The organism is Bacillus sp. hwrm1 (genome assembly GCF_040207805.1).
Classification (GTDB): domain Bacteria; phylum Bacillota; class Bacilli; order Bacillales; family Bacillaceae; genus Bacillus; species Bacillus velezensis.
In genome coordinates, this window is sequence record NZ_CP157943.1 from 3,751,516 (window position 1) to 3,773,644 (window position 22,129).

Annotated in this window: 15 protein-coding genes; 8 read left to right on the top strand and 7 right to left on the bottom strand. The window is 50.0% G+C overall.

Annotated features, from left to right (window positions below; all coding sequences use genetic code 11):
• Position 1 precedes the first annotated feature (1 nt).
• A complete protein-coding gene (locus ABK447_RS18885) occupies positions 2–616 on the bottom strand; it encodes a non-oxidative hydroxyarylic acid decarboxylases subunit B (RefSeq protein ID WP_088005476.1) in 615 nt (204 codons plus the stop codon).
• A gap of 93 nt (positions 617–709) precedes the next feature.
• Here ABK447_RS18885 and ABK447_RS18890 point away from each other — a divergent pair, with 93 nt between their 5' ends.
• The 6 genes from ABK447_RS18890 (at position 710) to ABK447_RS18915 (ending at position 5,456) form a co-directional block, all read left to right on the top strand.
• Entirely contained in the window at positions 710–1,582 is an 873-nt protein-coding gene (locus ABK447_RS18890) for a LysR family transcriptional regulator (protein ID WP_015416796.1), read from the top strand.
• A gap of 128 nt (positions 1,583–1,710) precedes the next feature.
• Positions 1,711–2,508 (top strand): cystine ABC transporter substrate-binding lipoprotein TcyA, encoded by a 798-nt coding sequence (gene tcyA, locus ABK447_RS18895; protein ID WP_020955311.1) that lies wholly within the window; start codon positions 1,711–1,713, stop codon positions 2,506–2,508.
• Entirely contained in the window at positions 2,495–3,199 is a 705-nt protein-coding gene (locus ABK447_RS18900; RefSeq protein WP_003156375.1) for an amino acid ABC transporter permease, read from the top strand. The genes tcyA and ABK447_RS18900 overlap by 14 nt, the downstream gene beginning before the upstream one ends.
• A gap of 12 nt (positions 3,200–3,211) precedes the next feature.
• Positions 3,212–3,955 (top strand): cystine ABC transporter ATP-binding protein TcyC, encoded by a 744-nt coding sequence (gene tcyC, locus ABK447_RS18905; RefSeq protein ID WP_020955310.1) that lies wholly within the window; start codon positions 3,212–3,214, stop codon positions 3,953–3,955.
• 81 nt (positions 3,956–4,036) lie between these two features.
• On the top strand, positions 4,037–4,684 hold the full coding sequence (locus ABK447_RS18910; RefSeq protein WP_077392018.1) for a YitT family protein: 648 nt from the start codon (positions 4,037–4,039) through the stop codon (positions 4,682–4,684).
• A gap of 97 nt (positions 4,685–4,781) precedes the next feature.
• Positions 4,782–5,456 (top strand): 4'-phosphopantetheinyl transferase superfamily protein, encoded by a 675-nt coding sequence (locus ABK447_RS18915; protein ID WP_033575091.1) that lies wholly within the window; start codon positions 4,782–4,784, stop codon positions 5,454–5,456.
• Here ABK447_RS18915 and ABK447_RS18920 read toward each other — a convergent pair.
• Positions 5,451–6,761: a PLP-dependent aminotransferase family protein gene (locus ABK447_RS18920; RefSeq protein ID WP_033575092.1), complete on the bottom strand. Its 1,311-nt coding sequence runs from the start codon at positions 6,759–6,761 to the stop codon at positions 5,451–5,453. The two genes, ABK447_RS18915 and ABK447_RS18920, sit on opposite strands and share 6 nt — an antisense overlap.
• Positions 6,762–6,879: 118 nt before the next feature.
• Here ABK447_RS18920 and ABK447_RS18925 point away from each other — a divergent pair, with 118 nt between their 5' ends.
• Entirely contained in the window at positions 6,880–7,842 is a 963-nt protein-coding gene (locus ABK447_RS18925) for a DMT family transporter (protein ID WP_020955308.1), read from the top strand.
• On the top strand, positions 7,839–8,378 hold the full coding sequence (locus ABK447_RS18930; RefSeq protein WP_007410241.1) for a YcxB family protein: 540 nt from the start codon (positions 7,839–7,841) through the stop codon (positions 8,376–8,378). Before ABK447_RS18925 ends, ABK447_RS18930 begins: the two co-directional genes overlap by 4 nt.
• Before the next feature lie 34 nt (positions 8,379–8,412).
• Here ABK447_RS18930 and ABK447_RS18935 read toward each other — a convergent pair whose 3' ends face one another.
• The 5 genes from ABK447_RS18935 to comS all read right to left on the bottom strand — a co-directional run bounded on the left by ABK447_RS18935 (position 8,413) and on the right by comS (position 22,118).
• Positions 8,413–9,723 carry an aminotransferase class I/II-fold pyridoxal phosphate-dependent enzyme gene (locus ABK447_RS18935; RefSeq protein ID WP_094031495.1) on the bottom strand — a complete coding sequence of 437 codons (1,311 nt, stop codon included), beginning with the start codon at positions 9,721–9,723 and terminating at the stop codon, positions 8,413–8,415.
• A gap of 121 nt (positions 9,724–9,844) precedes the next feature.
• A complete protein-coding gene (gene srfAD / locus ABK447_RS18940) occupies positions 9,845–10,576 on the bottom strand; it encodes a surfactin biosynthesis thioesterase SrfAD (RefSeq protein ID WP_039062589.1) in 732 nt (243 codons plus the stop codon).
• A gap of 19 nt (positions 10,577–10,595) precedes the next feature.
• Entirely contained in the window at positions 10,596–14,432 is a 3,837-nt protein-coding gene (srfAC, locus tag ABK447_RS18945; protein ID WP_094031494.1) for a surfactin non-ribosomal peptide synthetase SrfAC, read from the bottom strand.
• Positions 14,433–14,466: 34 nt separating this feature from the next.
• The gene (locus ABK447_RS18950) at positions 14,467–22,032 is read right to left on the bottom strand and encodes a non-ribosomal peptide synthetase (protein ID WP_269775696.1); all 7,566 of its coding nucleotides are present in this window, start codon (positions 22,030–22,032) and stop codon (positions 14,467–14,469) included.
• A complete protein-coding gene (comS, locus tag ABK447_RS18955; protein ID WP_012116773.1) occupies positions 21,954–22,118 on the bottom strand; it encodes a competence protein ComS in 165 nt (54 codons plus the stop codon). Before comS ends, ABK447_RS18950 begins: the two co-directional genes overlap by 79 nt.
• Positions 22,119–22,129: the final 11 nt, after the last annotated feature.

The window sequence follows — 22,129 nt, forward strand, 5'->3', positions numbered from 1 at the left end:
ATCAGATTCCTCCTTTTTGTTTTTCAATTCCGTACCACCGTTTCGCTTCCGGCAGACGGATGCCGAACTGATCGAGCGTCCGGAACACAATATGGTCGATCAATTCATCCATGTCAGCCGGCTTGTTATAAAATGCAGGCATCGGCGGAAGAATGACGGAACCCATTTTTGTAAGCGCTAGCATATTTTCTAAATGGATTTGGCTGAGCGGCGTTTCTCTAGTCAGCAGCACAAGTTTTTTCCGCTCCTTCAGGATGACGTCAGCCGCCCTTGTCAGCAGATTGTCAGCCATTCCGGTGCGGATGCTTGCCAGTGATTTCATGCTGCACGGAGCGATGATCATCCCGTCCGTTTCAAACGAACCGCTTGAAATCGCCGCGGCTTGGTCTTTGTGAGAATACGTATAGGATGCGAGTTTCTCGACATCTTTTAACGTATAATCGGTTTCATGTGTAATGGTGACATTTGCCCAAGGAGACACGACAAGATGGGTTTCGATCTCCGCGGCTTTTAAATATTCTAAAAGCCTGATCCCGAATATGGCTCCCGTTGCCCCGGTCATTCCGATGACGAGCTTCATATTGACCCCTCCTTTACGCTTGAAATGTGGTGTCAAAACCATCATACTCCTGATATATCCATATGAAAAATATTCGTTAAATCTATGTATCATACCTTAAAGGTATAAAAGAAAGGAGCGAGCGTTCTCATGGATATCCGGCAATTGCGTTATTTCATTACCATTGCCCAAGAGCAGAAAATTACGACGGCCGCCAAAAAGCTTCATATGGCACAGCCGCCTTTAAGCAGACAGCTGAAACAGCTCGAAGAAGAATTGGGCGTCATTCTGTTTGACCGCAATAAAAAGAAACACATGACCCTTACATATGAAGGAAATGTCTTTTTGAAAAGAGCGAAAGAGATTCTTCATAAGTTTGAGGATGCCATTATCGAGGTACAAGAGCTGAAGGAGGAGGTGGCCGGGACACTTGCCGTCGGGTCAACCATTTACTGCGCCGCGCTCATGCTTGAGAAAGTGTCACAGATGAAAGAGCGGTTTCCGCATCTCACCTTTAACATTTGGGAAGATGAGCCTGTCTCACTGCTCGAGCTTCTGGAAACCCGGCAGATTGACGCCGCCGTCACCACCACCTTGATTAAAAACGACGGCATTGAATCGAAGGAGCTTGAAGACATTCCGTGTGTATTGGTGCTGTCCGAGCATTCAAAACGACTGTGCGGTGAAACGATTAAACTGAATGACATCGCCTCTTTGCCTTTGATCCTTTTGCGCACCGTCAATGGAAGAGGTGTGTATGACCAAGTCCTCCAAGTTTGTGAACAGTACGGTCTCGACCTTCAGGTTGTCTGTGAATGCCATGACTCCGCGACGCTCTTGAGCCTCGTATCATCAGGGTTCGGCGCCACAATTCTGCCTTTGACGATGATTCCCGTCCATATGCGCTCGCATGTCAAAACGGTTATCATCGAAGACAACCCGTTTGTCATGACACCGGCCGTCATCTGGAGAAAAGACAGCTATCTGCCGAAGCCAGTCAGACAGTTTTTGGAATTGTTTTGATCCGGAACACGAAGAATTCCCGCTTATGAAAACCAATTACTTGACTCATACTAAAAAAAAGTTATCCTTTACAATTGGGAGCTATTTTTTCTCAATAAAACTACTCAGAAAAGTGGGGAATAAAGAAGATGAAAAAAGCATTATTCGCTTTGTTCATGATGGTCAGCATCGCAATGCTTGCAGCCTGCGGAAACTCACAGGACAGCGGATCTAAGTCAAAAGACGGCGATCTTTGGGCTTCTGTCAAGAAAAAAGGCGTACTGACCGTCGGCACAGAAGGAACGTACGAACCGTTTACCTTCCATGATAAAAAGAGTGACAAACTGACCGGGTATGATGTTGAAGTGATTCAAGAAGTCGCGAAACGCCTCGGTCTGAAAGCTGACTTCAAAGAAACACAATGGGACAGCATGTTTGCCGGATTAAACGCGAAACGGTTTGACGTCGTTGCCAACCAAGTCGGCAAAACAGGCCGTGAGAACCAATATGATTTTTCGGATAAATACACAACGTCAAATGCAGTCGTCGTGACGAAAAAAGACAGCACGATTGCGAAAGAGGCTGATGTCAAAGGAAAAACAGCGGCTCAGTCATTAACAAGCAATTACAATAAATTAGCGAAAGAAGCCGGCGCGAAAATTGAAGGCGTTGAAGGCATGGCTCAATCCCTTCAGCTCATTCAGCAGGGCCGCGCTGATCTGACTTACAACGATAAGCTTGCCGTACTGAACTACTTAAAAACGTCCGGCAATAAAAACGTGAAAATCGCGTTTGAAGCAGGCCAGCCGCAGCAGACGTATTTCGCATTCCGAAAAGGAAGCGGCGAACTTGTGACTCACGTCAACAAGGCGTTAAAAGAAATGAAAGAGGACGGGACTCTTTCTAAAATAGCGAAAAAATGGTTCGGCGAAGATGTTTCTAAGTAACATGCCGGAACCCGTGATTGCAACAGCCATTCCTTGGGATCTGGTGCAGCAGTCATTCTGGCCGATTCTTTCCGGGGGAATCTATTACTCGATTCCCCTTACCATTCTTTCCTTTATTTTTGGAATGATCATCGCGCTGATTACGGCGCTCGCCAGAATGTCAAATATGAAACCATTGAGATGGGTGTTCAGCGTATACGTATCAGCGGTGCGCGGCACTCCTCTTCTCGTTCAATTGTTCATCATTTTTTATCTGTTCCCGACATTTAATATTACGCTGGACCCTTTCCCAAGCGCAGTCATCGCGTTTTCATTAAACGTGGGCGCCTACGCTTCTGAAATCATCCGGGCATCTATTTCATCCGTGCCGAAAGGGCAATGGGAAGCCGGTTATACGATCGGCATGACCTATCGCAAGACATTGTTCCGCGTGATCCTGCCGCAGGCGTTTCGCGTGTCCATTCCGCCATTATCAAATACATTTATCAGCCTGATCAAGGATACATCTCTCGCGTCACAGATTCTCGTCGCGGAGCTGTTCAGAAAAGCGCAGGAAATCGGCGCGCAAAACCTTGATCAAATCTTGGTCATCTATATTGAAGCCGCCTTTATTTATTGGATCATCTGCTTCTTGCTGTCAATCGTACAGCACGTGATCGAACGGCGTCTCGACCGTTATGTGGCCAAATAAGGAGGTTTCGATATGCTTTCCGTCAAAGGATTAAATAAATCATTCGGACAGAATGAAATTTTAAAAAAGATAGATATGGAGATAGAAAAAGGGAAAGTCATCGCCATTCTGGGACCGTCCGGTTCAGGAAAAACGACGCTTCTGCGCTGTCTGAACGCGCTTGAGATCCCCAATCGCGGCGAGCTGGCATTCTCCGATTTTTCAATAGATTTCTCCAAAAAAGTGAAGCAGGCTGATATTCTTCGCCTCCGCCGCAAATCAGGCATGGTCTTTCAGGCGTATCATCTGTTTCCTCACCGCACGGCGCTTGAAAACGTCATGGAAGGACCCGTTCAAGTGCAAAAGCGCGACAAGGAGCAAGTCAGAAAAGAAGCGATGGAACTTCTGGAAAAAGTCGGACTCAAAGACAAAATGGATTTATATCCGTTCCAGCTTTCCGGCGGTCAGCAGCAGCGGGTCGGCATCGCCCGCGCGCTTGCGATTCAGCCCGAGCTGATGCTGTTTGACGAACCGACGTCAGCGCTTGATCCGGAGCTGGTCGGCGAGGTGCTCAAAGTGATTAAGGATTTGGCGAACGAGGGCTGGACGATGGTCGTCGTCACCCATGAAATCAAATTCGCGCAGGAAGTGGCCGATGAAGTCATCTTCATTGACGGCGGCGTCATTGTGGAACAAGGACCGCCGGCCCACATTTTTTCCGCGCCGAAAGAAGAACGCACGCAGCGGTTTTTAAATCGTATACTGAATCCTTTGTAGGAACGGGAGAAGAAGCGAAACACTGATTTCGCTTCTTCTTTTTTTTGGCGGTTATGCTACAATGACAATTAATGAAATTTTATGAAAGAAGGGACCTCTTTGAAGCGGGAATTCTTGATGCGCTGGACGTTTTATTTTGCCGGTCTGTTGATTTTGTCTTTCGGGGTATCGTTAACCATTAAAGGAAAAGCTCTCGGCATCAGCCCTTGGGATGCCTTTCATTATGGGCTTTTTCAGCATTTCGGACTTTCTGTCGGCCAATGGTCCATCGTGGTCGGCGCGGTCATCGTGGCTTTAACCTGCCTGTTCACGAGGACACTCCCGAAAATCGGCGCTATCTTAAACATGGTGCTGATGGGAATGTTTATTGATTTCTTTTCGTTTCTGCTTCCTGAGACGCACGCTTTTTCCTTAGCGGCCGTGTTTTTTTCTATCGGATTGCTGCTGATCGGCTGCGGCGTCGGTATTTACGTATCAGCAGGGCTCGGCGCGGGCCCCCGGGACTCTCTGATGATGCTGATATCTGAAAAAACGGGCTGGAACGTGCAATGGGTGCGGAACGGCATTGAGCTGACGATTCTTGCCGCAGCCTGGATGATGGGCGGACCTATCGGTGCCGGAACCATTATTACGGCTGTTTTGACGGGGCTGATTCTGCGTTTTTCTTTGCCGCAGTCCTCTAAACTGTTAACATACGCGATCTCCGGGCGGGCAACGTCCGTTCATTAAAAACAAAGCCGAAACGGTTTTGTTTTTTTATTTTCGGACAGCTTTCGTCTGATATGATAGGATGGTTTTGACAATATTTTCAGACGGAGGATCGGACATGAAGATTTACGGAGTATATATGGACCGCCCGCTTTCTGCAGGGGAAGAGGATCGGATGATGGCGGCCGTGTCCGCCGAAAAGCGGGAAAAATGCCGGCGCTTTTACCATAAGGAGGATGCTCACCGCACCTTGATCGGCGACATGCTGATTCGCACCGCTGCGGCGAAGGCTTACGGACTTGATCCGGCCGGGATTTCATTCGGCGTCCAGGAATACGGAAAGCCGTACATCCCCGCGCTTCCGGACATGCACTTTAATATTTCCCACTCCGGTCGCTGGATCGTGTGCGCTGTTGATTCAAAACCGATCGGCATTGATATTGAAAAAATGAAGACCGGCACGATTGATATCGCCAAACGGTTTTTTTCGCCGACGGAATACAGTGATCTGCAAGCGAAACACCCCGATCAGCAGACCGATTATTTTTACCATCTGTGGTCGATGAAAGAGAGCTTTATCAAACAGGCCGGAAAAGGGCTTTCCCTGCCGCTTGATTCATTCAGCGTCCGCCTTAAAGACGACGGCCATGTGTCCATTGAGCTCCCGGACGGACATGAACCTTGTTTCATCCGCACATATGATGCGGACGAGGAGTATAAGCTGGCCGTTTGTGCGGCGCATCCCGATTTTTGTGACGGGATTGAGATGAAAACGTATGAAGAGCTGTTATAAGCAATCCGTCAGCATTTTGATGCCTCGCGTGATATCCCCTGTCTTGACGTTGGACACGTTGAGTTTGATGATATTTTCTTTCGGAAAATCCGATAGGTAATGGCTCTCAATCGGCTCCAACAGCACGCCTTGCGCTTTCAGACGCTGCACAACTCTTGAAGCGGAAAGGCTTTTCTCCAGCACGAGATGGGTATGGATCGACGTTTGCTTTACAGAAAAACCGCCGTACTCCTGCAGCGCGTTTTGGAGCAGCTCGGAACGTGCTCTGTAAGAGGCCCGGATTTTTTCTTTATGCCTTTTGAACATGCCGCTTTTGATATACACTTCAAGGGCCGCTTGGGATATCATCGAACAGTCGATATCGCTCAGCTTTTTATACGTATGGAAAACCGGGGCCAGCGAATCCGGGAGCACAGCCGCTCCAACACGCAGCCCCGGAAAAATCATTTTCGAAAAGCTTTTCAAATAAATCACGCGGGAAGACAGATCGTAGGCGTACAGCGGGTCTGCCTTCTGATTGTCCTCTAAATCTCCTAGGAAATCATCCTCAACCAAATAAACGTCATACGCCTCCGCTAATCGGACAAGCTCTCGTTTTTGCCATTCTGTCAGAGAGCTGCCGAGCGGATTATGAAATCGGGGCATCGTGTAAAAAAACTTAATTTCCTCCGTCTGAAACAGCCGCTCGACTTCCGCCATATCAAGCCCCTCAGCCGTCCGTTTAATGCCGCAGGCGGGAAGGCGCAGCGCTTCAAGCTGCTCCACCATCAGATGATAGCCCGGCTGTTCGATTAAAATCTTCTTTTTTCCGTTCGGAAACGGCATCAGAGACAGCAGGGATAACGCCTGCTGCACACCCGAGGTGATAAAAATGTTCCGCTCTTTTGCAAATACCTGATAATCGGATAACAGCGTCTGAAGCACCCGGATTAAAGACGGAAGCCCCTGCGGCGTGCCGTAAATGAACAAATCATTTTTATACATATCAATGGCTTTGTTGATGCAATGCTGAAAGTCGCGGTACGGAAAAATATCAGGGTCCGGCGCCGAGGCTGCAAAATCAATGATACCTGTTTGTTCTCGCTCCTGCTTTTTTTCATTTTTAATAAGATAGTAGCCGCTTTTCGGCACGGCATAAATAATGTGCCGTTTTTCAAGCTCCTGAAGCGCACGGATGACGGTGCTTTTACTGACGTGAAAACGCTCGGCCAGCTGCCTGATAGAAGGCAGCCGCGCCCCTTCCTGAAAAGTGCCGCCTTCAATGAGACTCTCCACTTCTATCATCACGTTCATATACTTTTCCATGCTGAACCTCCATCTGTACCGGTACAGTTTATCATTATTCTCATTGTACTGCTTCTTCCCTTCCCATACAATAAAAGGGAGCGGCCGGCGCTCGATCTCATTAAAGGAGTTCGTAAAGATGATTAATCAAAACCGTTTGGCTGCTGCTTACCTCGCTGCCATTTTAAATGCGCTGATTATCGGTTTTTCCTTTATATTTGTCAAGATTGCGCTTCAATCCGCCAATCCGTTTGATATATTGGCTCATCGGTTCACAGCGGCCTTCATCTGTGCAATGCTTCCTGTTTTATTCGGCTGGATCAAACTGTCCGTCAGCTGGAAGAATGTGCTGGCGATCTTGCCTTTGGCCCTTTTATATCCGGCTTTGTTTTTCAGTTTTCAGGCGTTCGGCCTTTTGTATTCTTCATCATCGGAAGCCGGTATCATTCAAGCCGCCATCCCGATTTTTACGATGCTGTTTTCGTCTTACTTTTTAAAGGAACGTCCGACATGGGCGCAAAAGGGATTCACATGCCTGTCAGTGGCCGGGGTGGTATTTATTTTCACAATGAAAGGGGTGTCCGCGGAATCGGCGAGTTTTAAAGGTGCTTTCCTGATCCTGTTGTCCGCGCTGTCCTCCGCCCTTTACAATACGGCAGCGAGACGCATGACCCAGCGTTTTTCATTGGGTGAGCTGACCTGGTGCATGTCTGCGATCGGCTTTGCTTCCTTCAACTGCATCGCTCTCTTCCGGCACGGAGCGGAAGGAACGATCGGGCAGTATTTTCTGCCCTTCCGCGATCCCGGTTTTATCGCAGCGATTCTGTATTTAGGCATTTTGTCTTCTCTCATTACATCATTGATGTCAAACTACGCGCTGTCCAAGATTGAAGCGTTTAAGATGAGCGCCTTTAACAATTTGTCCGTCATCGTGACGATGCTTGCGGGTGTCCTCGTTCTCCATGAGTCACTCCGCTGGTATCATATCGCCGGCGCCGTCTGTATCGTCATCGGAGTCTTGGGAAGCAATGCTTCAGGACGGCGGAAAAAAAGCATATTACGACATAGGGAAAAAATGAAAGGAAACGAAGACGGAATATGATCAACACACGAAATGAAAATATCTATCTCGCGGGCTGCTTAACATTTGCCGATGTAAGAAAACACTTTGCTTATCATCAAGGAAAATCCGCGGCTGTCTGTTTTTTGATTATGCTGCTGGCTTCTGCCATCTGTTTTGAAATGAACGGCCCGGTTACAGGCGGCACATGGGGCGTCAGAGCTCTCCTGAATTTCCTTGCAGCTGTGATTCTCTCTTTGGCAGTCACGGTGATCGCAACGGCAATCTCATTCTTCCGTCTTTACAGAACATACAAAACGAATCAGCGGCTGAAATCTGCCAGAAGTATTACGATTCATCAGCTCGGAATCAGCCAAAAACAAAAAAACGCAAGCATTCTTTTTGAATGGGATGAACTGCTCTCGGCTAGGGAGCACAAAGATATGTTTCGATTACAAACATCGGGTTACGGAACACTTCTGCTGCCGAAACGACTTTTCTATTCGCAAAAAGATATCGCCGTTTTCAGGCAAATGCTCCGGGAAAATGTGAATGGGAAAGTAAATGTAACAGAATAAAAGACAAAAAGGAGGGTGTCCCCCTCCTTTTTTGTCAGCCTGATATTTCCGCCTGTTTCTGCAGCTGCTTTGCTTCCTGACAAATTTCTTCGAACAGATCCGCGATGTGTTCCTCTTCAACACATGAAAATGCGATTCGCAAATCGGTTTCATTAATGGATATCGTCCCGATTCCTCTCTTTTCAAGCAACGACACTCTCAATTCGCCGGCGTTTATGTCTTTCAGCCGGACACACATGAAATAACCAGAGTTAAACGGGTAAGGCGTCCATACGTCATCATAGTGCTTGTTTTCTGCAAGAACGGCTTTCACTTTGTCAGCCCGTTTTTTCATGATGTTATATTTCAGCGATTTTTCTTTCTCGTATTCCGGTGACTGCATCGCCCGCAGCATAAACGTTTGGGACGGGTGCGGGGCGCTTGAAATCGTTCCCCTGATAATCCCTTTTGTTTTTTCCTCGAGCACGCGCAGCGCTTTTTCGCTTTTTGTGCTGTACGTAATAAAACCGACGCGGAAGCCCCACGCGTAATTTTCCTTCGTCGCGCCGTCTATTTTCACGCAAAGCACCCGGTCGTGCACTTGGGCGAGTTTGCTGAAGATGGATTCCTGAATGGCCGTTTCATCGTAAAACAGATTGTAATACGCATCGTCTACGAGCACGACAATCTCTTTGCCGGCTTCTGCCGCCTCCAGGATCACGCTGACGATTTCTGACGCTTCCTCTTCTCCCGGCGTGTAGCCTGTCGGATTATTCGGGAAATTCAGCACGACAATCGCCTTTTCTTCCTGCTTTTTCAGCAGCTCGGACAGCCCCGCCGCATTAAAACGCCCATCCTGCTGAAAAAGCGGGTAGGTCTCAATGGATGCCTTGCGCCGGACACCGAAAATGAAATTGTAATTTCCCCAATATTTATCAGGCAGAAGCAGCGTATCCCCTTCATTGACGAACAAGTCGGCGGCAATGCTCAGTCCGTGTGTTAAAGCGTTTGTCACGATCGGCGTGCTGATGTCTTTGCCGGCTAATGAAGGATTTTCGAGACGCATTTTTTTCAGCCATTCCTGTCTGAGCGGCTCTTTTCCCTGCGGCGGAGCATAATCGTAGATATCATCGGGGTTATAGGCGGACAGTGTCTCTTGAATATGGGAAAAGTGCATGGACTCGCCCTGTGAGGTGGCAATCCCGATCGTGGCATTATACTTTCCGGCCTTGGCTTTCGCTTCCGCCGATTGTGTCAGCACCCCTTTCGGATAAAACAACTCTCTGCCCAAATCAGAAAGCATATGAAGCACGTGCGGGTTTTCTTCAGATAATGTTCTGTTCAGCTCTTTTGCTGCATCATTCATGTACGACAATCCCTTCAAAATTATATTCCATCAAATCATAACATAAAATTTTTGATAAATGAGAAAACTCGCGGGCGGATTTTGTTACAAAAAACAGACAGCGAATGCTGTCTGTCATATCCTATAACAATTGGCCTGCAGTGCTCCTGTTAATAATCTCATAGATTCGTTCCGCCACTTTTTCAGTTTCACTTAATATGAACATGTGGCCGTCCGAAAACTCATGAAATACGGGATTGTCGGCCCATTTTTTCCATCCGTCCGCATCTTTGATACATTTTTTATCCTTCCGCCCGTTAAAAACATGGACGGGTGATTGAATGATGTGAGAATCAGACGGACGGAAGCTTTCAAGCGCGCGGTAGTCGGATCTGAAAGAAGGCAGGAAAAATGACATGACCTCCTTATTCTCCACTAACTCCTGCGGCATTCCGCCAAGCTCGATAATATGGGCGAGAAATTTTTCATCATCAAGATGAGACACTTTTTTCCTTTCCACATGCGGCGGCTGAATGGCTGAGATGATCACGGCCTGCGGGTAAATGCCCTCCCGCTCCAGCTTTTGCGCCAGCCTGAAAGCGACCATGCCTCCCATACTGTGGCCGAACAGCACAAACGGGCGGTCGGGATGGAGATTCAACTCCTGCTTGTATAAACTGACAAGCTGTTCAAAATCCTCAACGGCGGACATTTGATTTGTTCCGTGTCCCGGCGGTTCCGCGGCAAGCATCTCACACTCACCTTGAAGATAGGTGTGGAGCGGGCGGAATGATGCGGAATAGCCTCCTGCGAACGGAAAACAGATAAGCTGCGTTTTTTCCGTGGTATCGAACGATTTAAAGAGCTGGACCATTGGCGGGCTTCCTCCTTTTCTATCGTGAAGTTGTCAGCTTCAGATGTTCCTTCCTTAGGAATTCGAGCAAATATGCCGCATTCCTTTCGAGACATTCTCCCTGAAGCATTTCTGCGTGCGTGCCGCAGCCTTTTTTCACACGGTATTCACCTGTCGTGGCTTCCTCCCACGAAGCGAGCCACGGCGGCATCGCAAAGTCCGGTTCTGACGTTAATAGATCTATATCCGCTTTGACCGTGCCGGTGCTGACGGTATGAACGAAATAAGAATAAAACGCGTTTGTTTTTTTGGCGAGACCTTCTTTGACGGCTTCGTTATTCAGCGCTTCATTGTCCCGGTTTACCTTCATCAGCGCCTGGACATCACTTTCTACGGTGCGGCCTTCCAAGTCGCTGACGCCTTGTTTTTTATAGGAATCAACCATGATCAGCCGCTCCACTTTACGGCCTTCGGCTTCAAGCCGTTTGGCCGTTTCAAAGGCGAGCGTGCATCCTGCCGAGTATCCGAACATCTTGACCGGTCCTTCCGGCTGGAGCTGATTGATCAGCTCTGTGTAGCGTTCGATGCGGTTGTCTTCCTCGATAAAATCAAACGCACAGATTTTATAGCCGGACAGCTGTTTTGCCAGCGGCTGGTACATCAGCCCGTAACCGAGAACCGGCGGGAACGCAAACAGTGTGTCAGACTGATTTTTATTCATGATGGTGAGATCTTTCATTCCTTTTTCTTCACCGTGAAGCAGATAACCGGCAATGTCTGCGATTGTCGTCGCTTCGAATAACAGCTGCACCGGAATGTCCGTACCGAGCTCTTTTTTAATGCGCGACGCTGCCGTCATCGCTTTTAAGGAATGGCCCCCGAGCGCGAAGAAATCATCATGAATCCCGATCTGCTGTCTGCCGAGAATCTCGGACCAGATGTGTGCAATCGTTTCTTCCGTCGCGTTTCGAGGCCCGATCCATTCTTTCGCCGCCTGAGCCTGATCCGGTTTCGGCAGCTGCCGTTTATTGACCTTCCCGTTTGTCGTTAACGGAAGCTCCTCTAAGAAAGTAAAGGTTTGCGGCACCATGTAAGCAGGAAGCTGTTTTTTCAAGTGCCTCTTTACGTCTTCAGCTGAAAGCGGCGTCCGGTTCACGAGGTAGGCGTTGATTGATGCATCTCCGGACTCATGGCGGTCCGCAACAACGACCGCATCTTTCACACCCGGGTATTCCTGCAGCTGCTTTTCGATTTCTTCAAGCTCAATCCGGTGTCCGCGTATTTTGACCTGGTCGTCAATACGCCCGGCGTATTCAATTGTTCCATCCGGCAGCCAGCGTGCTAAATCCCCTGTGCGGTAAAGCGTTTCTCCCGGCTTGAACGGATTTGGGATAAACGTTTGCTTCGTCAGGTCATGACGGTTCAGATACCCTTTTGATACACCCATTCCGCTGATGCACAGTTCACCGACAGCTCCGAACGGCTGAAGCTGATTTTGCCCGTTAAGAATATAAACACTGGCATTGCTGATCGGCTTTCCGATCGGCAATGAGGAAATGGAATCCGGTATATCGTGCACGATGTGAGCTGTCGCAAACACCGTGCCCTCAGTCGGCCCGTAGCAATTAATCAGCTTGCCGGGCCCCATGATCTCAAGCGCCTTTCTGACGTGAGGCACTGACGCGCGCTCACCCCCGAATAACACACAGCGAAGCCCCTTCAGCCACTCCTCTCCCGCATCGGTGAGAAGATTAAAAAGTGCGGTTGTCGCAAACATGACAGTGACATTCTCCTGCCGGATCAGATCAGTGAGCCGTTCTGTATCAAGCAGTGTATGTTCATCTGCGATAATGAGCCGTGCCGCATTCAGTATTGATGCGTAGAAATCAAAGGTAAATGCGTCAAAGGCGTAATTGGAAACAGATAAGAACGTATCTTTTTCAGAAAATGCCATGTAGTCTACATGCTTGACCAATCCTTGAATATTGGCATGAGTGGTGATATTGCCCTTCGGCTTTCCGGTTGTGCCGGACGTATACATAATATACGCCGGATCATCGGGATCAATTGCGGCTGCAGGATCGCTTGCCTGTTCCTCAAACCGTGCTCGATTATCGATGATGAGTGTTGTTCCTGTATACGGCAGCTGAGCCGCTTTTTCTTTCATCTCCTGATGTGTCAGCAGACAGGCTGCCGCACTGTCAGCCAGCATGTACGAGATTCGGTCCTCCGGCAGCTTCGGATCAACCGGCAGATAAGCCGCTCCCGCTTTTAATACGCCGAGAATGCCGATCACCAGTTCAAGCGAGCGCTTCGTGTATAACGCGACAACGGTGTCCTTGCCCGCACCTTGCTTTTGCAAACGGCGCGCAAGACGGTTCGCTTCCTCATCTAATTCACGATAGGAAAGAGTCTGGCCGGAATACGTAAGCGCCGGTGCATCTGGATTTACATTCACCGCTTCCTTGAACCAATCTGTCAGAGGCTTCGCCTGATGAGTCTGAGCCGGCGGGTTTAAGCCGGTAAGCAGAAGCTCTCTTTCCTTTTCATCAACAAGTCTGATCGTATTGACAGGCTGATCCGGCTTCTGGATGAGCTGCTGAATCGCTGTGAGAAGCTGAGATTTTAAGCGCAGGATAAATGCCTCATCAAACACATTCCCGTTATAGGCAAGCTTAATCAGCATCTCATCACCTGGAGAAGCCATCAGGTTGAGATCATAATTCGATTTCTCAAATACATGGACGTCCTCCATATCAAAGCCGTTTTCACTGTTTTCTTCATTTTTTGCATCCTGAAGCGGATAATTTTCAAACACAATGATGTGGTCAATCAGCTTTGGCTGATCGGCCTGGCTTTGGATATCATAGAGCGGCACATATTGATGCGGCTCAGACTGCAGTGATTGCTCCTGCAGCTGCTTGAGCAAGCCGTTAAATGTGGTATCCTCAGACAGCTTCACCCGCCTCGGGACAGCATTGATAAACAGCCCGACCATATGTTCAACGCCTTTGATTTCTGCGGGACGCCCGGAAACGACTGTGCCGAAGATCAAATCTCCGGACTGCTGGTAGCGGCTGATTAATACACTCCAAACCGCCTGAAGCGCCGTACTCAAAGTGGTATGCTGCGATTTTGCAAGCTCGGTAAATGCTTTTGTTTCCGCCTCCGGCAGTGAGAAGAGCAGCTCTTTCGGCTCATAGCCGTCCTTTTGTTTCTTTCTTTGCTCCGCAAATGTCGTTTGTCCTTCAAAATCTTCTAAGTACCCGCGCCAGTAATGCAGTGATGCTTGTTTATCCTGCTTTTCAAGCCACTTGATATAGTCTTTATACGGTTTGACCGGCGGCAGGCTGTACGGCTTTTGTTCGCGCAGGGCATTGTATACCTTAAACAGATCCTGCACGACGATGCCGAAGCACCAGCCGTCCAAAATGATGTGGTGGTAGCTCCACACCCATTCAAAGCTTTCTTCCGATTTTTTAAAAATGGCTGCCCGCATCGGAATATCCCGCGTCAAATCAAAGCCCTTGATCTTATCCTGTTCTTTGTATTCATTGATTTTGGCTGTTTGCTCGCTGTCCGTTACATGTGTCAGATCGATTTCTTCTATCTGAAACTGCCGTTTTTTCAATACGACTTGGACCGGCCTTTTTACTTTTTCGTGAATGAACACGGTACGAAATACATCGTACCGGTCCATGATCACATTCATGCTTTCTTCAAGGCATCTGATATTCAAGCTGCCTTTTACTTTCATTGTCATTTGTTCGATGTAAAAACTTTGGCCGGGATTCAGGAGAGTATGAAACAGCATTCCCTCCTGCATCGGCGACAAATAATACATGTCCTGAACCTGATCTTTGCTGAATTGGCTCATCTGCTCCGCTCCCCCCTTCTGTTAACTGTTTTTGTCACGTTAAATTCTCCTCAAGCATGTCAAAGATGTCTCCCATTTCATCCATCTCAAGATCCTGCGCGCTGAAATCGCTCGGCGTAAATTCTTTCTCCTCTTTGGCTGTGCAATGGCGGATGATCATTAAGAGATTGTCTTTAAACCGCTGCATCTGTGTTTCGACGGTGCTTCTTTCATATTCTTCCTGATTGTATGAGCAGGAAATGACGAAGCGGCCGCCTGTAACCATCCCGCTGAAGCTCAGTGCGTATAACGCCTCTGACTCTTCGCTGACTTGACGTCCCATATCATATGGAGACGGCTCAAACCATTCCGTTTTCACTTCATTGTCAAACTGCCCTAAGTAGTTAAAACTGATTTCAGGCGTGACGCCTTTTTCTGTTTCATCGGATGACAGATACCGGAGAATCCCGTATCCTACACCTTTATCAGGAACGCGCCGCACCGTCTCTTTTACCGTTTTAATGACGGAAGAGACGCCGTCTTCCTTGCTGATCTGCAGAATCAACGGATATTGGGCCGTAAACCAGCCGACCGTCCGTGAAATATTGACATTCGGTATGATTTCTTCCCGGCCGTGTCCTTCTAAGTTGATGCCGACTTTGCCGTTTTCCGTCCATTCACCGATCGTTAAGCCGAGCGCGCTGAGCAGAATGTCGTTGATTTCCGTTCCGTACGGATGATGAACATCTGTGAGCAGCTGTGCCGTTTCTTCCTCAGTCAATTCACATTTCACGGCCGCCGTATGTTTGACGAGCCGTTTGTTCGGATCATGGTCTTTCGGCAGCGGCTGGAGTTCTTCCGCATCTGCCTGCGCCCAATAAGCCGCCTGCTTTTTCAGCTCTTCTGATTGCGCAAACGTGTTCAGCGCCTCCGCCCAATCTTTAAAGGAGTGGGTTTTCTGCGGGAGGACGATGCTGTTTTGCTGCTGCGCCTGTTTATAACCTGAAGCGAAATCCTCAAGCAGAATTCTCCATGAAACCCCGTCCACGACGAGATGGTGAACCGCGATTAACAGATGATCGCCTTGTTCTGTCCGGTATTGCTCCGCTTTTAACAGCGGGCCGTTCTCCAGATCAAGACTTCCCTGAAGATGATCGGCAAGCCGCTGAATCTGGCTTTTCAGCATATCCTCGTCAGTTCCGTACAGATCAACGATTTCAAAGCTTGCCTTGCATTCTGTGACAGGGAGGTATGTCTGAATGATGCCTTCCCTTTCTTCACGGTAAACCATGCGGAGCGCATCATGGTGTTCAATCAATGCTTGCAGGGTTTTTTCCACCAGGTCCGGATCAAAGCCGTCTTTCGCGTGAAGCATGACGGATTGGTTCCAGTGGTGTTTGTCGGTAAAGTTTCGTTCAAAGAACCAGCGCTGGATCGGCGTTAACTCCGCTTCGCCTTCGACAGGGCCCTGGTCGGCCTGCTTGCCTTCCGTCCGCTCCACATAGGAGACGAGCTCTTCGATGGTCGGATGCTGGAAGAGATCTTTCATCTCCAGCTTGTAGCCGTGCTGGTTCAGGCGGCTCGCCATTTGGATGCCTTTGATCGAATCCCCGCCGAGCGTGAAGAAATTGTCGCTTACGCCGATCTGATCAAGACCGAGCACTTCCTGCCAAATGTCGGAAAGCAGGGTCTCCATCTCCGTTTCCGGCGCTTTGTACGCGGCGCTTCCCGCTTCAATGTCAGGCGCCGGCAGGGCTTTTTTGTCAATCTTTCCGTTTGCGGTGACCGGAAGCTCGTCCATCTCCACCCAGAACGCCGGCACCATGTAGTCAGGCAGCTTGTCTTTCAGCGCGGCTTTGAGCGCTTCAATATCGTCCTGCTGAGGAGCGACATAGGCGCAAAGCGCGGTATTGCCCGCTTTGTCTTCCACGGCCGTCACCGCTGCGTCATGAACGTCCGCAAGCTGGGAGAGGCGGACTTCGATTTCTGAAAGCTCGATCCGGTAGCCCCGCACTTTGACCTGCTGATCAATACGCCCGATGTATTCGATGCCGCACTGCGCGTTCCATTTGACGAGGTCGCCGGTCCGGTACATGCGCTCGCCGGGCACGAACGGATCTGCGGTAAACCGCTTCGCCGTTTCTTCTTCACGGTTCAGGTATCCGCGCGCAAGACCGCGGCCGGCCACGCACAATTCACCGGCAATGCCTTCCGGCTGCACCTGATCGCCGTCGCCGAGAATATAAACTCTCGTATTGGCAATTGCCCGTCCGATCGAAAGCGATCCTTCCTCCGGATTGATGACGCCGCTTGTCGCGACGACGGTGTTTTCCGTCGGGCCGTAGTTGTTGACGATCGTGTACGGCTGTTTCACCGCCCGCTTCAGCTTGTCGCCGCCGACGAGAAGCATGCGGAGAGAGGTATTTTCCAGCTCCATAAATTGTTCGGCCAGCTGCGTCGGCAGGAAGGTGATGGTCACGCCGTTCTCCTCGAAATAGTGATTTAAGCGGGTGATATCCAGCCGGATCGCTTCGTCAATGACATGAAGCTCCGCGCCGATGGTCCATGTCGGGAACATCTCCCAGATGGAGGCGTCAAAACCGAAGCCCGCGTATTTGGCGCTTTTATCATCCGCCGTCATGGCGAATGCGTCGTGATGCCAGAAACACAGGTTCACCAGCGCATGGTGTTCGACCATGACACCCTTCGGCTGTCCGGTCGTTCCTGACGTGTAAATCATATAAGCGAGATGATCCGCCGTTGTTTCCGTCTGCGGGTTCGCTTCATCGTTTTCATCAAGCGGCAGGCTCAGAATGGAGCGGCTGCCGTCAAGCAGGATCGTTTCTCCGTTGTAGCTGTCCGGCACGCCCAGCGCTTCCTGTGTGAGAAGAAGCTTGGCGCCGCTGTCCTGCAAAATGTAGCTGATGCGCTCTTCCGGGTAGTCGGGGTCAATCGGCACAAATGCCGCGCCCGCTTTCAGGACGCCGAGTACGCCCGCGGCCATTTCCAAGGACGGTTTCGTCAAAATGCCGACACGTTCGTCAGCCGTGACGCCGCAGTCCATGAGAATGCGCGCGATGCGGTTCGCCCTTGCGTTCAGCTCGCCGTACGTCCATTTCGCGCCGTTATATGCCGCGGCCGGCCGGTTCGCGTAGCGGGCGGCCGTTTCTTCAAAGAGAAGGTGAACCGTTTTGTCCCGCGGCACAGAAATTGTTTTTCCTTTCCATGCGTCAAGGAGGGCTTGTTTTTCAGCATCGCTGATCAGTGAAATCTCAGGCAGCTTTCTGTCCGGACTTTCTGCCGCTTGCTTCAGAATCCGCAGGAACCCGGCGCTCCACTTTTCAATTGTTTCTTTTTTAAACAGATCAGTCGCATATTCAAACTGAAGGCCGAGACCTTCTTGATCCGTAAAGCCGCCGAGTGTCAGATCGAATTTCGCCGTGCCTTGGTTTGACTCATACGGAGTGATGCGCAGGTTCTCCAGTTCCAGTGTTTCTTTATCCGGATCTTCTGTCGTCACCATAACCTGGAACAACGGGTTGCGGCTCATATCTCTCGGCAGGTCAAGCTTTCCGATCAGATCTTCAAACGGATAATCCTGATGCGCCAGCGCGTCAAGATTGGTTTGTTTCACCCGTTCGAGCAGCCCGGCGAAGGTCTGCTCTTTTCGCGTTTCATTGCGAAGCGCAAGCGTATTGACAAACATCCCCGGCATTTCCTGAACTTCAGCGCTCGTTCTTCCGGCGGTCACCGAGCCGATAATGATATCGCGCTGCCCCGTGATTTTGCTCAAAAAGACATGGAACGCGGCGTGAAGCACCATATGAAGAGTCGCTCCCGATGATTCCATTAATTCACGCACCGCTTTTTCCGTTTCACGCCCCGCTCTGAAACGGACGGATTGTCCTTTAAAACTTTGAACCGGCGGACGGGGGAAATCGGTCGGCAGATTCAATTCAGGAAGCTCGCCGGAAAATGCGGAGAGCCAATAACGCTCATGGTCTTTCATCCGTTCGGCCTGCTCGGGTTCATTCTGCCAGACGGCGAAGTCTTTATAGTGCAGGTTCGGCGACGGCAGGCTTCCGCCTTTGTAAAGATGAGCGAGCTCTTTGACCAGCATGCTTCTAGACACGCCGTCGGCAATAATATGATGCATATCCAGCAGCAGCAGGTGTTTCTTTTCATTCAGTCTGACAAGAGCGGCCCGAATGAGCGGAGCCGCACTCAGATCGAACGGCTTAATGAATGCCTGAATGATAAGATCCGCTTTCTCCTCGTCCGCTGCTTCAAAGATGTGCAGGTCAATGTCAGCCTGTTCTGCGATCTGCTGCATCGGGCGGCCGTTTTGATCGATAAAGGACGTCCGCAAAGACTCGTGGCGATTGATCATCTGATTGAGCGCTTCCTGAAGCCTTGAAATATTGACTTCTCCTTCCATCAGAAGAACGGACGGCATATTATAACTGATTGTCTCCCGGTCAAGCTGGTTCAGGACGTACATCCGTTTTTGGGCGGATGATAACGGGTACGCGTCTGCACTGTCGGCCGGTGAGATTATCCGATATCCCTCAGATACCGCTGATTTTTCGATATATGCGGCAAGCAGGCGGACAGTCGGCTGTTCGAACAGCGCTTTTAACGGAACCGTTTTGTCCAGTTCAGCCTGAATATTGGCGAGGAGCATCATGCCTTTTAAAGAGTGCCCGCCATAATCGAAGAAATTATCGTCAATGCCGAGCGTATCCGTACCGAGTGTCTGTTTCCAAATGCGGCACAGCTTTTCCTCCAATTCCGTTTCCGGCAAGGCTGAAACTGTTTGCGCCGTTTGGCTGACGCCCGGTTTCGGAAGGGCGTTTTTATCGGTTTTTCCGTTGGCTGTGAGCGGAATGCGGTCTACTTGCATGAAATAAGCCGGAAGCATATGAGACGGCAGTGTTTCGGAAAGCCGTTTGCGAAGCTCAGAGCCTTTCAGCTCGCTGTCGGCTTTATAATACGCGCACAGTTCCGGCAGCCCGCCTTCGCTGACTGCGAGAACGACCGCCTCCTGAATGCCGTTTACGCTTAACAGCACAGTTTCAACCTCTTTTAATTCAATGCGGTAGCCCCGGATTTTCACCTGATCATCCGCACGGCCGATAAATTCAATCGTCCCGTCAGGAAGCCTGCGGACGACATCTCCCGTTTTGTACATCAGGCTGTCCGGTGAAAAAGGATTTGAGAGAAATTTCTCCGCCGTCAGCTGCGGACGGTGAAGATATCCTCTGGCAAGCCCCTTCCCGGCAATATAAAGCTCGCCGCTTGCGCCCGGAGGAACGAGCTGCATTGCTCCGTCCAATACAAGCGCGCCGGTATTTGCGATCGGGCGGCCGATGACGGGACGCTGCTCATATTGATCAAGGCGCTCCATATTGATCCGTCCGGCAATGGCGCCGATCGTCGTTTCCGTCGGCCCGTAGTGATTGATGAAGTCGGTATGGGCGTATACGTCATGAAACTTGCGGACATCGGACGTGATGATCTTTTCTCCGCCGAGCACCACTAAACGAAGCGGGCTGAAACGGCGTTCTGACGTAAAACGGGCTGTATTGACGATCATATGGAACAATGACGGCGTCAGTTTCATATACGTAATGCCGTTTTTCTGTATATACTCACCAAGCTGATCAGGCGCGGTGTACGTCTCTTTCGGCACAATGTGCAGCTCGCCGCCCGCCTGAAGAATCGGGAATATGGCCGTATAGCCGAGATCAAATGCGTAAGAAGACAGCAGCACAGATTTGTCAGCTTCGGTCAAACCGGCTTCACGGCTGAACCATGTGACATAATTGATTAGATTGCGGTGCTCCAGCTGGACGCCTTTCGGTTTGCCCGTTGTTCCCGAGGTATAAATGATATATGCAAGCTGGTCGGCGCCGGGCTCCGTTTCAAGCCGGCCGGCGCTTTCGTTCTGCCATTCTCCGTCTTCCATTACGACCGTTTTTCCTTTATAAACGGCGGCCGCGGTCATGTTTCTTTCATTGACGACCAGAAGCTTCGTTCCGCTGTCTTCAAGAGAGTAGCGGATTCTCTCTTCAGGAGTCTCCGGATCAATCGGGAGAAATGCCGCTCCGGCTTTCATGACGCCGAGAATCGCGGTAATCAAGTCGGCCGAACGATCCATCATAATGGCCACAATGTCCTCACTGCCCGTTCCGCAAGCCTGAAGGTGGCGGGCAAACCGGTTCGAGCGTTCATCAAGCTCACGATATGTCAGACTTATTCCGCCCGCAACCGCCGTGAGATCAGGCGTTTTTTGCGCTTGCCGTTCAAACAGCGAAACAAAAGTGCCCTCAGGCAGATCCGCTTCCGTACGTTTTTCATCAGAAAGGAGCGCTTCCCGTTCAGGAGCGGACAGCAGGCTTGCGTCGGCCAGCTGAATATCCGGATTTTCAGCGCAGGCTTTAATCAGATTGACAAAATGAGCGCTCCAGCGGCGGATGGTTTCGTCCGCAAATAAGGCTTTCGCGTAATCAAAACTCAATCCGACCTCTTCTCCGCGTTCAGCCGCTTCTAAGGAAAGATCAAATTTAGCGACATGATGATGCATGGAGTATGAAGAAATCTCCAAATCTCCGAGCCGCAGGGCCGGGATCTCCATGTTCTGCATATTAAATAACACGCTGAACAGCGGACTCCGGCTTGTGTCCCTCGTTAACGGCAGTTTTTCAATTAATTCTTCAAGCGGATAGCTTTGATGCTCAAAAGCTTGAAGGCTCGCTGTTTTCACCTCATCCAGAAATTGTTTGAACGTTTTTTTGCCGGCAGGATGCGACCGAAGCGCAACTGTGTTGACAAACATGCCCGGCACGTCTTGGAGATCAGGATGCTGTCTTCCGGCCGCCGGAGACCCGACTATGATGTCTTCCTGCCCCGAATATTTGGACAGCAGCACTTGAAAAGCGGCTAACAAGAACATGTACATCGTCGTATCCGTATCAGCCAGCAGCTTCTTAATCTGCGCCGTCACCTGTTTATCAAGCCCGAAGATGACGCGTTCCCCTTCAAAACTGCGCTCGGCAGGACGCGGGAAATCAAGCGGCAGATCCAACACCGGCAGATCGCCTTTGAACGTATCAAGCCAGTAGGCTTCGTGCTGATCGAGATTTGCTTTTTCACGCTGCCAGACTGAAAAATCCTTATAATGAATCTTTGGCAGCGCAAGCTCCGTGCCTTGATAAAGCTTCGCAAGATCACCGATGAAAATGCCCATTGAGCTTCCGTCCGTAATAATGTGGTGCATGTCAATCAGCAGAAGATGCCGGTCTTCTTCAAGCCGGATCAGCTTCGAACGGACAAGCGGCGCGCGGTTGAGCGCAAACGGCCTGATAAAGGCTTTTGTCAGCTCTTCTGCATCTTCTTCCCGGCCCTCGGCGGTTTCAAGCTCAAACGACACGTTTTTGTGAATGGTCTGCACGACTTCTCCCTCTGCCATGTCAAATGACGTACGCAGTGTCTCATGACGGTTGATTAATGCCTGCATGGCCTCCTCAAGACGCTTTTTGTCTACTGACCCTTCCAGCAAAAGTACAGCAGGGACGTTGTAGCTCGTGCTGGCCTGTCCGAGCTGATTAAGGATATACATCCTGCGCTGTGCTGAGGAAACAGGATAATGCTTCTGATAAGGCGCTTGTCGGATCGGTTCAAACTGCTGCTCCTCCTCGCTCTCATGCTGCAAATAA